Source organism: Mycobacterium sp. NGS66, assembly GCF_059812225.1.
Genome location: NZ_JCALCG010000001.1, coordinates 115937 through 129348, shown reverse-complemented (window position 1 = coordinate 129348; position 13412 = coordinate 115937). Strand labels below are relative to the sequence as shown.

The window sequence follows — 13412 nt, the reverse complement described above, 5'->3', positions numbered from 1 at the left end:
GTGCGTGGGGGGATTTTGCGTCTGCTCGCGCTGCTAAACCAACCCGCGATCGATCGCAGCGAGCGTCGCCTGCGTCCGGTTCTTCACGCCCAGCTTGGTGTAGACATGCTCGACGTGGTTGCGCGCCGTTTTCTCGGCGATCACCAGCTCGGCAGCGATCTCGCGGTTGGACCGGCCCTGCGCGACCAGCCGCAACACCTCGACCTCGCGCGACGTCAGCCCTCCGGACCAAGGCTTTCGCCGCGAAGCCCGGTGCCCGGCCGCTGTCAACACGGCCTCTACCGACTCGGCGTCGAGTCGGCCTGCGCGCGCCTCGTCGCGCAACTTGCTCGCGGCCCCAGCGGCGTCGAAGGCGGGTCGATCCGGACGCGGCTCGAGCAGTTGGTGATACGCCACCGCTGCCGCCAGCAACCTGTCCTGCTTGCTCAGATCCGCACCGGCGAGCCCGCGGGGGAAGCCGGACCCGTCGATCCGTTCTTCGTGCTGAGTCGCCAACGACGCCACCGATTCCAAACCACCGACCCGGCTCAAGATCCGCCCGGTCAGATACGGATACATCCGCAGCCGCTCCCATTCCGCGGTGGTGAGCGGCCCCTTCTTCGACCAGATCTGGTTGGATACCCCCAATTTGCCGAGGCCGTGCACCAGGCCGGCCCGGTACAGGCGCGTGACGTCAGCAGCGGGCATGTCCAGCTGCCGCGCCGCGGCGGCGGCCAGGTCGCCGACTCCGCGCGAATAGCCTGGCGAGCAAGGGCATTTCAGATCCACGAAATCCGCTATGGCCCTCAATAACTCGTCGATCTCGCTATCGTCGAGAATCCGATCGCGATCGGGTGCCTGCGCCAATACCGCTGCCCAGACGTCGATTTCGAGCAACCCGTCGAGAATCGCAGCGGCATCGCCTTCGAACACCGCTGCCACGGCGGGGCTGAACTGCGTGCCGCTCCGGGAGCGGACGACGTCAACCGCCGCTTGGATGCCGCCGGTGCGAAAATGCACCTCGACGACGTCCGCCAGGTGAACGATGTGGATCTCGACCGGAATGTCATCTCCGCGAACGCCGTTCGGCATCCCGTGGCCGTCCCAGCGCTCGAAGACATACCCAAGCGCCGCGCCGACCTGCCGGTCCAGGCCCATCCGATCGGCCAACACCCGGGCGGAGCTGCAATGCGAATGGATCATCTTGGCGACCTGGTTTCGCGCCGTAAGCACAAATGCGGCCGAGCGGATGCCGCGCTCCCAACTCGGCAATCCCCGACCCAGATGACTCACCATCAGGCGCAGGAACGGCAGCCCGGTCATATCGACCGCGTAGGTGTCGGCGCGATAGGCGATGTCGTCGCCGAAGAGCGCGGCGAGCTCGTGGGAGTCGGCGTGACACCCGATCCAACCCAGCAAATTGGCGTAGTACACGGTGGCCTGCTGCTGGCGGTCGAGACCCATCCGCTCAGCGATACGCGTCGCGATCAAAGCCGACCGCAGCATGTGCTCCATCGGCTGCCCCAGACCGAGGTCGATCGCCAGCGATATCGCTGCCAGCAACTCGGCTCGGCGCAGACCTTTCGTCGAGCCTTTGGTTGGGTGCACGCTCTGATTCTGGCCCGACCGGTGGTCCGCTACCCGGTTTTTGGGGCGGATGCCTCATGTGTCGAATTGGCCGTCGGGCAACGATTTGTCCCATGACCGCAATAAACACGACGCAAGCGGTCCCGCGGCAACCGTGGGACAAGGTGCTCACCGAGGGTCACGCGTCCTTGGTGAGGGCCCGACGGGTGTTTCGCTATCTGCCGTCGGCGCCGCGTTGCAAGGTGTGCAACAACCCCTTCGGCGGACCCGCCGGGCGGGTGCTTGCGGCCGCCGGGTTCAGCCCGTCGCGCAAAAACCCCAACCTGTGCAGCCGCTGCTGTGACTCGCTTCCCCCGGGTGGGGCGGAGGTGGATGTCGCCGTGTTGTTCGCCGACGTGCGCGGCTCGACGGCCCTGGGCCAGCGCGGGGTCGCCGCGGACTTCGCCGCGCTGCTCAACCGGTTTTACGTTGCGGCGACGAAGACCCTGCTGCGCCACGACGCGGTGATCGACAAGCTCATCGGCGACGAGATCATGGCGTTCTTTGTGCAGGGCATCAGCGGTCCGCACTACCGCCGCCGCGCGGTGCTGGCCGGGATGGAGCTGCTGGAAGCGGTTGGCTACGGCAGCCACGACGGGCCCTGGATCGAACTGGGCGTGGCGGTGAATGCGGGCCTCGCGTACGTCGGCAACGTCGGCGGCGCGGTGGTCGACTTCACCGCGCTAGGCGACGCGGTCAACGTCTCGGCGCGGATGCAGCAGCACGCCGCCGGCGGCGAGTTGCTGGTGGCATCGGGGGTGGCCGACGAGTTGATGGGAGCGACGCTGCAGCGGCGCCTGACCTTGCGCGGACACCACCGGCCCGTCGACTCGTTTGTCCTCGACATGTCCGGTGGCCCGTCAACTCACGGCATGCCGTAGTCAGGCAACTCGAAGTCGTCGGTCACGCTGCCCGCGAAAAGCCTTGCCAGCAAAGGGAAATTCATGCTGCGTAGCGCCACGTCCCGAAACCACAGCCCGAGTCGGCTCCGGGTGGCGAAGAACGAAATGTACCTCTTGGCACCGGCTTGCTTGCTCCTGATGAACGGATGCAGTCGCTTTTCGTAGGCTTCGAAGGCCTGATGGTAGTCGCTGCCGGCCCGCACGAGTTCGCCGGCCAGCACGTAGGCCTCGGTGATCGCCAGGCCGGTGCCCTCGCCGCCGAGCAACGAAATACACCCGGCGGCATCGCCGATCAACAGCACCCGATCGCGCGACCAGCGGTCCATCCGGACCTGGCTCACCACGTCGAAGTAGAGGTCATCGACATCGTCGAGCGCCGCCAGCATGTCCCGGCATTCCCAGCCCGCATCACGAAACTGGTTGCGCAGCTGGTCTTTTGGCGCTAACTCCGCCGTCTCATGCTGGTCGCGAAAAATGAACAGAAACATGGTGCGGTCGTCGCGCAGCGAAACACGGCCCACCTGTCGACCCGGAATGTTGTAGGTGAAGTAGATCAGCTCTTCGCGCGGCCGGTATCCGTCCACCATGCATGCCGCGACCTTGCAGCCCAGATAGTGCTCAAAGTCGCGATCGGGACCAAACACCAGGCGCCGCACGTTGGAGTGCAAGCCGTCGGCGCCGATGAGCAGATCGAATTCACGCGGCGGGTTCTTCTCGAAACTCAGGCGGATACCGTCACTGTGTTGCTCGACGGAGGTAATGCTCTCACCGAACATGGTTTCGACGTCGTCCTCGACGGTTCCGTAGATGGCGCCGGCCAGGTCGCCGCGTGGCAAGCTGGTGAAGTCGTCGCCGACCATGCGGCGAAAGACGTCGACTCCCAGCTCTGCTTTGACCTCGCCGTCGCGGCCCATGGAACGCAAGGCTTCGATTTGGTATCCCGCTTTGCGGACCTGCTCCTCGATGCCCATCCGCTTGGCCGCTTGGTACCCGACGCCCCAGAAGTCGATCATGTAGCCGCCGGTGCGGAACTGCGGCGCCTGCTCGATGAGTGTGGGCGTGTGGCCGGTGCGGTGCAGCCAATGAGCGAGTGCCGCCCCAGCCACGCCGGCACCGCTGATCGCGACTTGCATAGTGCAATTGTATCCCATATCAACAATCAGCTCGACTGGGTCTCTAGTTGCGCAGTGAGTGATTGCGGCAGCGTCGGCGTATCGGCGGTTGCTGCGTGTCAATTGTGTTCTGGGGGCGTTCAGTGTGAACATACGGCTTTCGTTGTGAAACAAGGGTTTTCGGTGTGAGCTCAGGGCGGGAATCGACGCGATTTTCCGCCCAGGCTGCACACCCGAAGCCCAGGATTCACACCCAAAGCCCACGATTCACATTCAATGCCCGAAACCCCATCGACTCGTCCGGCTCGCCGTGGGCAATCAGCAGATGCGCGACAGTTCTTTTGGCCTAGTGCAGCAGTGGCTTTGGTCCTCGCGATGACCTACGCCGCTCTTTGTCGCCTTCTTCGCGAGCGACATCTTCTGTGGTCGCGAATACAGCCCCACCGCAGCCAAGCTAGTTTTGACGACGTGGCAGAACCGACGCGGGCAAAGCTGGCCGACGGCCGTGACCTGCTGTTCTTCGCGTTGCCCGGAAACTGTCCAGCGCCGGTCCCCGATCGCAGGCCGTTGCCGGCCCGCTCCGCGGACCAGTCAGAGCTGCGATTCGACCAGACCACCGGGCAGTGGGTGATCGTCGCCGCGTTGCGCCAAGACCGCACCTACAAGCCGCCCCCCGATCAGTGCCCACTCTGTCCGGGTCCGACCGGGCTGACCAGCGAGGTGCCGGCCCCCGACTACGACGTGGTCGTCTTCGAGAACCGGTTTCCGAGCCTGTGCGGCGCGGCAAATCCGGCACCGCTGACTACGGGTGACGGCTTTGTGTCCGCTCCCGGTCACGGCCGGTGCGAGGTCATCTGCTTTTCCAGCAAACACACCGGCTCCTTTGCGGATCTGCCTGCCGCGCAGGCCCGCTTGGTCGTCGAAGCGTGGCGGCACCGCACTGCCGACCTGATGGCCGCACCGGGCATCGAGCAGGTGTTCTGTTTCGAGAACCGCGGGGAGGAAATAGGCGTCACGCTGACCCACCCGCACGGTCAGATCTACGGCTACCCGTATCTCACGCCGCGAACCAACGCCATGCTCACCCGGGCGCGCGAATACCGAATGCGGCATGGCGGCAACCTCTTTGCCGACATGTTGGAGCGCGAGCTCGACGACGGCTCTCGGGTGGTGGTGCGCACCGCGCAGTTCACCGCGTTCGTGCCGTTCGCGGCGCGTTGGCCGGTCGAGGTCCACATCTATCCGAATAGGTTGGTGCACAACCTGATCGAGCTCGAGTCCGACGAACTGGATGGGCTGGCACGGCTCTACCTCGACGTGCTGAAGCGGTTCGACCGCATGTATTCTGCGCCGCTGCCCTATATTTCGGCGCTGCATCAGTTCGCTGCGGCCGAGGCGCAGGCCGACGGCTACTTCCATATCGAGTTGATGTCGATCCGGCGCAGCGCCACCAAGCTGAAGTACTTGGCGGCCTCCGAATCGGCGATGGAAGCGTTCATCAGCGATGTCACGCCCGAAAGCGTGGCTCAACGGCTCCGGGAACTCCGATGACGGTCCGCTACGCCGCGCCGGGGCGGGTCAACCTAATCGGGGAGCACACCGACTACAACCTTGGGTTCGCGTTGCCGATCGCGCTGCCGCAGCGCACCATGGTGACCTTCACGCCCGACGGCAGCGACGCGATCACGGTCGTCAGCGACCGGGCGGACGGCTCGGTGCGCATTCCGCTCGGCACCGCTCCAGGTGACGTGAACGGTTGGGCCGGCTATGTCGCGGGTGTGATCTGGACGCTGCGTAGCGCCGGCCATCCGGTTCCCGGCGGCGCGATGTCGATCACCAGCGATGTGGAGATGGGGTCGGGCCTGTCGTCGTCGGCCGCGTTGGAATGCGCTGCGCTGGGCGCGATCGCGTCGGCCGCCGGTATCGAGATCGGACGCAAAGAACAGGCCCGGCTGGCCCAGCGCGCCGAGAACGAATATGTCGGCGCCCCAACGGGTTTGCTCGACCAGCTGGCGTCGTTGTTCGGCGAGCCGGCGACGGCGCTGCTGATCGACTTTCGGGAGGTTACAGTCGCGCCCGTACCCTTCGACCCGGACGCTTCCGGCGTTGCGCTGCTGCTGATCGACTCCCAGGCGCGTCACCGGCATGCCGGCGGCGAGTACGCGGCACGTCGCGCATCGTGCGAGCGCGCGGCTGCCGATTTGCAGGCGTCGTCGCTGCGCGAGGTCCGGGATCTGGCGGCGGTGGCGGCGGTGACCGACCCGGTCGACGCCCGTCGTGCCCGTCATGTGCTGACCGAGAACCAGCGGGTGCTCGATTTCGTTGCCGCGGTGAGTAATTCGGATTTCGCCGAGGCCGGGCACCTCATGATTGCCTCGCACGCGTCCATGCGCGACGATTTCGAGATCACCACCGAGCACATCGATCTGATCGCCGACACCGCGGTCCGTGCCGGCGCGCTGGGTGCCCGGATGACCGGCGGAGGCTTCGGGGGCTGTGTGATCGCACTGGTTCCGGTTGACCGTGCGGATGTGGTGTGTGAGGTGGTGCGGCAGGCGGTGTGCGATGCCGGGTTCGAGGAGCCGGTGATCACTCGAATCCGCGCGGCCGCAGGTGCGGGACTGTGCGAGTGAGTGAGGCGCCCGGCTACGTCGACGTTCGCGCCTACGCGGAACTCAACGACTTCTTGCCACTCGAGTCTCGCGGTATAACCGTGTGCCGTCCGTTCCGCAGTCATCAGACCGTCAAGGATGTGTTGGAGGCCATGGGCATTCCGCACACCGAGGTGGACCTGATCCTGGTCAACGAATCTCCGCAGGGCTTCGACTACCGCCCGACGGCCGGCGACCGCATCGCCGCCTATCCGATGTTCGAAGCGCTGGACATCGGCTCGACGGCACGCCTGCGCCCGGTGCCGCTGCGCGATCCGCGGTTCGTCGTCGACGTGAACCTTGGACGGCTCGCGCGGCTGCTGCGCGTCTTCGGGCTGGACGTGTGGTGGTCGAGTGATGCCGACGACCCGACGCTGGCCGATATCAGCCGCAACGAGCAGCGGATCCTGCTCACCCGCGACCGCGGCCTGCTGAAGCGCAGCGCCATCACGCACGGCTTGTTCGTGCACTCGCAGGATCCCGAGCAACAGGCGGTCGAGGTGATCAGGCAACTCGACCTCAAGCAGCGGTTGGCGCCGTTCACTCGGTGCCTGCGGTGCAACGGCACGCTGGCCGCCGTTTCCAAGGACGAGGTGATCGACCACCTGGAGCCGTTGACGCGTCGCTACTACCAAGACTTCAGCCGCTGCTCGGGATGCGGGCGCATCTACTGGGCCGGATCGCATCACGCCCGGATGGTCAGTCTCGTCGAGCGACTGCGCGCCCGGCTGTAACGGCTACTGCGACGGCGTGAACCGGATGGCTGCCAACTTCATCCGGTCGGTCGCCTCGGCGAACTCGTCCAGGGTCGGCATTCGCTGCTCGCGGAATTTCAAGCCGATCATCCGCTGTGCGCGCTTGACGCCGTAGCCTTGCACGCACTTCAGGTAGAGGCTCGACACCGCCGCACGGTCACTGATGAGCTCGCCGCGCATCGTGGTGGTCTTGCCGTCGTAGACGACCTGGGCGGGCGCGCCGTCGCGGAAGTTGTGCTTCCAGGAAGCGTAGACCAGTGCGTACAGATCACCGTCGATCACGTGGGCGCTCACCGGAATTGTGAACTGCCGTCCCGTCTTTCGCCCGGAGAACTTCAGCACCATCAGCTGTCTGCGAGCGGAGCCCGCGAGGGGAGTGCGCAGCAAGGCACTCAGGATCGGGTTGACCAGACGGAGTAAAGCCGACGGCGGGTGCCCGACATCTATCGCATGCGACTGTTCTGCCATGCCAACACCGTACGGCTTTTACCACGACACGTAACAGCCCGCCAAAACCGTGGTTCTGGCGGGCTGCTACGTCTGCTCGTCAGATCAAAGGCTGATGGTCGTCTGCTCGTCGATGACGTTGGTCGCGTCCATCAACGGCCCTTGCTCGCTTTCCAGCGAATCGGCGTTGAGCTGCAGCACGAACACCACATCCCCACTGGGAATGATCACCGTCTTCTGCGCGACGGCCCGCCGCTTGCCGTTCTTTTCGTAGGTGCCGCCCAACTGCCATGCGGCAAAGCCGCCCAAGGCGGACGCGTTGCCGTTGCCGGAGCCCTGGTATCCCGGCAGATTCTGCAACTCGCCCGGGGCATATTGGATGAGCTTGGCTTGGTCGACGTTACCGGTGAGCTTGGCGACGAGCGCCACGATGGTGGGCGGGTCGCTGGGGTCGGCGGGCTGGGCCAAGACAATGCCACCGTAAGGTGCGTTCGAGCTTTCGTTGAGCTGTTGCCACCCGTCCGGTACCGGCAGGTTGATGGTGGGTGCGCCGGGATCACCGTGGTGGACCGCCGTCTCGGTGATCTTGTTGTCCTTGATGTAGTCGGCGATGGTGTACTTGGCGCCGGAGGCCGGCGCGGTAGTGGTTCCAGACGCCTGGACCGTCGTCGTGGACGTCGAGGTTGACGTAGACGTGGACGTCTTGGTCTCGGACTTCGAACCGCAACCGACAAGCGCGGCACTCAGCGCCACCGTCGCAATAGCAGCCGTAAAGTATTTCATTCGTTGCCTTTCCGGAAAAGGCCGGCACCTGCTCGGCCGGTCGGGATTGAGGGTATCCGATTCGCCGAGCGGCATTACTACAACTGTCATGCAGTTAATTCCGGGAAGCAGAAACAGAAATGGGCTGGGTTGTTTCGAATTGGCTGTGCACACAGTCGAATTGCAGCGGTGTACCGTCCCCCACCAGTCACTCCAGTCACCGCAAAGGGCCTGTGTCTGTTTGCCCGCCGCGGAGCGACAGTTGTCGCGCGCCAATCGATTTGTCGCTCCGAGGCGGGCAAGAATACACATCCCAGTCATTTCATGACGGATGCGACTGCTGAGAATGCGCTGCGAACCGGACCACGACTTGTCCTACAAGAGTTGACCCGTAATTGTTTGTGGGTCTTGAGGTTCCAGAATCCGGCGATGAGTTGCAGGCTGTAGTTGACGGCGTGGCCGCGGCGGCGGCATTCCCGTAGTATCTGCCAGTCTTTGAGTCGGGCGAGGACGTGTTCGACGCGGACCTGACCCAGCGCCCGGGTGGTCAGGTTGGTGCGAAGGTGGGTCAGCACCAGCAGCACCCGCACGGCCAGCGGTAGTGCCCAGGGCCGGCCTGGCGCGGGCGGGAGGTGTTGTCGGGCCAGGGTGTAGCCGGTCTGGAGTTCGGCTCGGGTTAGGCAGGAGGTTTCGCCCTCGGTGTGGCAGAGGTCCGGTGTCGGTGCTGTGTGGTTGCATGATCCCCATGCCAGCCACGCTCGCCGACACCATGGCCGCGACCAGCGGTGATGCGGTGGTGGGTGCGCCGCGTCGGCGGGGCAAGTCCAAGGCCGCGAACTTCACGTATGAGGGGCCGGTTGCAGTGATCCGCCTGGAAATCGACGCTTCCGATGACCGGGTGCGGCGGCGGCTGGAACGGCAGTGGGAGGCGGTGTTTCGTCTGCGGCGGGCGTTGCAGCGCGACGCCGCAGCCCGCTGTCGGGCGTACTGGGCCGCCCACCACGAGCGCGGCGACGATCCGAAGGCGTTGCGGGCCCGGTTGGGGTTGTCCCGCAAAGGTATTGAGGCTGCAGCGAAGACGCATATCGAGGCCAGTGGGTGGATGCGTGATCACCTCACCAAAGCGGTGGGTTTGCACGTGGCCGACGAGGTGTGGGAGACCATCGACCGGCATCTGTTCGCCGACGCGTCGGGGCGCCGGCACGGACCGCCGCGAGTCGGGTCGTGGTGGGACTTCACTCGCATTCCGGGCCGCGCGCGATCACGCACCAAAGACCAGCCGACGTGGGAGACCTACCGTCTGGTGGGCACGTTGGACGGGCACCTGGACACGTATCGGCACCGGCACCTACCCGCTGGGGTTCACACCGCACACCAGGCGGCCGATGAACCGGTCGGCACATCGATCCTTGCCCAGCCGTCCCGCCTGCCCGCGCCCCCGCGGCCGGTCAGTAAGTCGTGGTGGCATCACGAGGGCGCACTGGCGGTGGTGTTCACCGGGCTGCCCGCCGGTGTTCTCGTCCTGCCGGTGCGGCTGCCGTCCGGGGCGGGCCAGTGGCCGCACTTGGCGCATTTTCTGGCCGACCCCAATATCTGGCACAAGATCGACCTGATTCGGGTGCGTGACCGCAAAGCCCCCGGCGGCTGGCGCTACTATGCGCATCTGCTCACCCATGGCCGCCGTTATCAGTCGCCGTCGACAATCGCCCGCCGTGAACAAATTCCAGCGGGTCGCCGTGCCGGGGTGGACGCCAATGTGTCCAACCTGGCCGTCGCGTCATTCCCCAATGGGCAGCCCAACCACCTCGATATCGAAAAGCTCCGTTGCACCGATGCCCAGCAGCGCGCCGCGGATCAGGCGGCTCGTCGGGCCCGCGGCCGGCAGAAGGCATTGGATCGCTCGCGGCGCAACACCAACTCAGGCCAATACGGCCCGTCGGTGCGCCAGCACAAACGCGCCGAACGCCGGGCCGCCAAAGGATTGCCCGCCAAGCAGGTCGTCAACCCTGGTGGAGCCCGGCATGCCCGAGCTGATGGTGTCCCACTGCGTGCTTACCGCCACGATGAACTCTCGCAGCGTTACCAGTGCACCCGCTGCGATCACGCCACCCACGCGCGCCGCACCAGTCAAGCCAAGCGGGCACGCGCCGCCCAGATCGCAGCGGCGATCGTGGCCGCCCACGGCAACACGGTCACCGTCGAGGATTGCCGCATCTCGACCTGGGCGCGGTTGTGGGGCAAAAGGATCGCCCTGTTCAGCCCCGGAATGCTGGTCACCGCCCTGACCGCCGAATGCAAAGCCAGCGGCGGACAGTTCTACCGGGCCGGCACCCGATCCACCGCGATGAGCCAGCACTGCCTCTGCGGCGGGCAGGTGCCCAAGACGCTGGCGCAACGCACCCATCATTGCCCCCACTGCGGGCTGCACGCCGATCGTGACATCGTCTCGGCCGCCTTGGCGGCCTGCGTCGAACTCACCGAACCCGACGACCCACGCACCGCGGCCGTGGACTACCGACTTGCCCACGCCCTGCGCGATGGGCTGGCCTCCCAGCAAGAGTGGGAGGGTTCAGTCAACCGGCACCAGCTACCACCATCACCCGATGAAGGATCGGCCAGGACCGGCAGCCACCACCCCACGGTGGCCTCTGCTGAACAAGCGGCACCCGGCACACCCCCGAACAGACCACGCCCACCACGTGGACGTCGCGGGACCAGCCGAAAACAACCAGCACCCAAGCTGACTGGCGCCGCATGACCCATTACGGGTCAACTCTTAGATCATCTCGTTGCGCGTCAGCCACCGCATTACCGGCCAGCCGACGAAAACCGGTATCCAGCAGGTGAGCACCCGATAAAGCAGGACCGACGGCACGCCGATTGCCGCAGGAACGCCGAAGGCGGCAAGTCCACCGATCAGCGCCGCCTCGACGGCCCCGACCCCGCCCGGCGTCGGGGCGGCCGAGGCGAGCGTGCCGCCGACCATCGTCACCACGGTGACAGTGACGAAGTTCGTGCCTCCGCCGAACGCTTCGACGCTGGCCCAAAGCGCCAGTGCCGCACCGAGAGTCGTCCCGGCGCAGCCGAGGATGATCAGCGCCAGTCGCTTCGGCTCGCGGGCAAGTGCGATGAGGTCGTCGGTCACCTCCTGCAGCTTCGGTCGCACGGCCGTCGCCAGCCAGTGCCGCAGCTTGGGCACGAACAGAAATGTGCCGACAATGCCTAGGGCCACGCCCGCGATCAGGTACAGGATCGTCGGATTCGGCACGAAATGGGACAGATCAGTCGACGCGCCCGCGGCGGTGCTGAACACGATGAGCAACGCGACGTGAACGATCACCTGCATCGACTGCTGCAGTGCGACGGCCGCGGTGGCCCGCAGTGCGTTAAGACCGCCCTTCTGAAGAAATCGGGTACTGAGTGCGAGCCCGCCGACACCGGCTGGGGTTGTGGTTGCCGCAAAGGTGTTGGCTACCTGCATGATTGACAGCTTCCAGAAGCTCACCAGGCCGTCGGCACAGGCCCACAATGCCGCCGCGGCGCCGACGTACTTCAGCGCAGATACCGCCAAGCCCAGCAGCGCCCACCACCAGTTCGCGGTGCGCAGCTGGGAGAAAAAGGTCGGCACGGTGCTGATGAACGGATACGCGACATAGACGAGCGCCCCCAGCAGGACCAGCTGGATGATCTGGCTGCGGGTGAAGCGCGTGATGGTCTCGGTCTTGATCTCGTCGGCGCCCGATTGGCGCTTGACCTCCGCACGGGTGTTGGAGATGACCGTTCCCGCGTCCGAAACCGATTGCCGGATCCGTTTGGGCACAGCTGATTTCGTGAGCCGGCGGGACGCCGTCAGGATGGTCTCCTTGCCGAACGTGTCGATCGCTGCGCGCACAGCCGACTCAGCGTCGTATAGCGCTGCAGTCGTCACCAGCAGTTGGGCGATGTCGGATTGGAGTTGTGCGTCGGTGGCCCCGTACTCGGCGCTGCCGAAGCCGCCGAAGAGCACGGCGCCGTCGTCCACGGTGATCTCGTGGCCGCGCAGGTCGCCGTGGGATATCTGGTGCTCGTTGAGGATTCGCAAGGCTTCCCACACCCGCGCGATCGGTGTTTGCGCCGAGCATTCGTCGAGCGGAATCCCGCGTACCGGCTTATGCGCATACAACGTCCATCCGCGGTCGAGCACGGCGACGGCGATCGTCGACGTGTTGCCCACCCCCGCGTCGCTGACCGCAATGGACATCAGCGCGCGGTGCTCCACGGTGCGGCGCATGGACGTCTGCAGCGGCGCGGTTTCGGTGCCGCGCAGCCGCAATTTGCGCCAGACCTGGCGCAGGGCGCCCCCGCTGCGCTGATGCGGTCCGTACAGTTCGACCGCCGCCGCCGAATCCGCGGATGCGGCCGCCAGCACCAATGGTCCCGGCCCGGCCGGCCGGACCACCCGCAGCCCGGTCGCCACGAAGCCCCGTTTGGCCAACGCCCGTACCGCACCATCCAGCGGCACCTCGAGCGCCGGCGTGCCGACGACCAACACCACCAACGCGCCGACAAACCAGCCCACGCCCAAACCCAACAGCGAGCGGGCCGGCACCACCGCGCTGACCACGAGGTGGATCGGCACGAAGGCCAGTAGCAGCGCCCACCACCAGCGCCGCCAGCGGGCCGGCAGCCACGGGCCCGACACGGTGAGCACCGCGGCCAGCATCGCGATCCAGCGCGGGTCGTCGAGGAACTGCGCCAGCACGGTCTGCAGCCGGTCGGAGAGGTCGAAGTGCCATTTGGGCGCGGCGATGCCGTTGCCGGTGATCGACAACGGCAGCACGGCGAGGATTCCGGCGGCGGCGTATGCGCCGAGCAGTTTCCACTGCTTGGAGACGATCAGCCCGATCAGGATCATGAACGGCAACGCCAGAATCGCGATGCCGTAGGCGAGGTAAACCAGATTGGATTGGGTGGGGGACAGCACCCCCACGATCGACGAGATGGATTTCTCCAGGTCCATCCACCGGGTTCGGGTGACCAGGTAACTGACGATCACCACCACGAGGAAGACGGTCGCCAGGGCGAGCCGGATGATGTCGTTGGTCCGGCGGGTCATGGGCTGCAGCAAGCTGCCGGAAACGGTGATGTCTCGCCCGTCAACGCGCATGCTGCAGGATCCCTTCGGGATCTTCCGGATCA

The 13412-nt window shown here is 65.9% G+C and carries 11 protein-coding genes; 5 read left to right on the top strand and 6 right to left on the bottom strand.

Annotated features, from left to right (window positions below):
- Positions 1-33: 33 nt before the first annotated feature.
- Positions 34-1587, bottom strand: a complete 1554-nt coding sequence (locus AC5Y2L_RS00585) for an HD domain-containing phosphohydrolase (protein ID WP_499938507.1) — start codon at positions 1585-1587, stop codon at positions 34-36.
- A gap of 92 nt (positions 1588-1679) precedes the next feature.
- Here AC5Y2L_RS00585 and AC5Y2L_RS00580 point away from each other — a divergent pair, with 92 nt between their 5' ends.
- The gene (locus AC5Y2L_RS00580) at positions 1680-2486 is read left to right on the top strand and encodes an adenylate/guanylate cyclase domain-containing protein (RefSeq protein ID WP_499938506.1); all 807 of its coding nucleotides are present in this window, start codon (positions 1680-1682) and stop codon (positions 2484-2486) included.
- Here AC5Y2L_RS00580 and AC5Y2L_RS00575 read toward each other — a convergent pair.
- A complete protein-coding gene (locus AC5Y2L_RS00575) occupies positions 2471-3640 on the bottom strand; it encodes an FAD-binding domain (RefSeq protein ID WP_499938504.1) in 1170 nt (389 codons plus the stop codon). The genes AC5Y2L_RS00580 and AC5Y2L_RS00575 overlap by 16 nt on opposite strands.
- A 447-nt stretch (positions 3641-4087) precedes the next feature.
- Here AC5Y2L_RS00575 and galT point away from each other — a divergent pair, with 447 nt between their 5' ends.
- From galT to AC5Y2L_RS00560, 3 genes are read left to right on the top strand one after another with little or no spacing between them, the layout of a single operon-like run.
- Positions 4088-5170 carry a galactose-1-phosphate uridylyltransferase gene (galT, locus tag AC5Y2L_RS00570; protein ID WP_499938503.1) on the top strand — a complete coding sequence of 361 codons (1083 nt, stop codon included), beginning with the start codon at positions 4088-4090 and terminating at the stop codon, positions 5168-5170.
- Positions 5167-6252 (top strand): galactokinase, encoded by a 1086-nt coding sequence (locus tag AC5Y2L_RS00565; protein ID WP_499938502.1) that lies wholly within the window; start codon positions 5167-5169, stop codon positions 6250-6252. The genes galT and AC5Y2L_RS00565 overlap by 4 nt, the downstream gene beginning before the upstream one ends.
- Complete coding sequence (locus AC5Y2L_RS00560) at positions 6249-7004, top strand: Mut7-C RNAse domain-containing protein (RefSeq protein ID WP_499938616.1); 756 nt, start codon at positions 6249-6251, stop codon at positions 7002-7004. The genes AC5Y2L_RS00565 and AC5Y2L_RS00560 overlap by 4 nt, the downstream gene beginning before the upstream one ends.
- A gap of 3 nt (positions 7005-7007) precedes the next feature.
- On the opposite strand, the gene AC5Y2L_RS00555 is transcribed toward AC5Y2L_RS00560, so the two are convergent.
- The 3 genes from AC5Y2L_RS00555 to AC5Y2L_RS00545 form a co-directional block, all read right to left on the bottom strand.
- Positions 7008-7493: a hypothetical protein gene (locus AC5Y2L_RS00555; protein WP_499938500.1), complete on the bottom strand. Its 486-nt coding sequence runs from the start codon at positions 7491-7493 to the stop codon at positions 7008-7010.
- Between the two features lie 84 nt (positions 7494-7577).
- The gene (gene lpqN / locus AC5Y2L_RS00550; protein ID WP_499938499.1) at positions 7578-8255 is read right to left on the bottom strand and encodes an envelope biogenesis lipoprotein LpqN; all 678 of its coding nucleotides are present in this window, start codon (positions 8253-8255) and stop codon (positions 7578-7580) included.
- A gap of 296 nt (positions 8256-8551) precedes the next feature.
- Positions 8552-8809, bottom strand: a complete 258-nt coding sequence (locus tag AC5Y2L_RS00545) for a hypothetical protein (RefSeq protein ID WP_499943406.1) — start codon at positions 8807-8809, stop codon at positions 8552-8554.
- 170 nt (positions 8810-8979) lie between these two features.
- Between AC5Y2L_RS00545 and AC5Y2L_RS00540 the strand changes: the two genes are divergently transcribed.
- The gene (locus tag AC5Y2L_RS00540) at positions 8980-10992 is read left to right on the top strand and encodes a zinc ribbon domain-containing protein (RefSeq protein WP_499938496.1); all 2013 of its coding nucleotides are present in this window, start codon (positions 8980-8982) and stop codon (positions 10990-10992) included.
- Positions 10993-11010: 18 nt separating this feature from the next.
- On the opposite strand, the gene AC5Y2L_RS00535 is transcribed toward AC5Y2L_RS00540, so the two are convergent.
- Positions 11011-13380 (bottom strand): lysylphosphatidylglycerol synthase domain-containing protein, encoded by a 2370-nt coding sequence (locus AC5Y2L_RS00535; RefSeq protein WP_499938494.1) that lies wholly within the window; start codon positions 13378-13380, stop codon positions 11011-11013.
- Positions 13381-13412 lie beyond the last annotated feature (32 nt).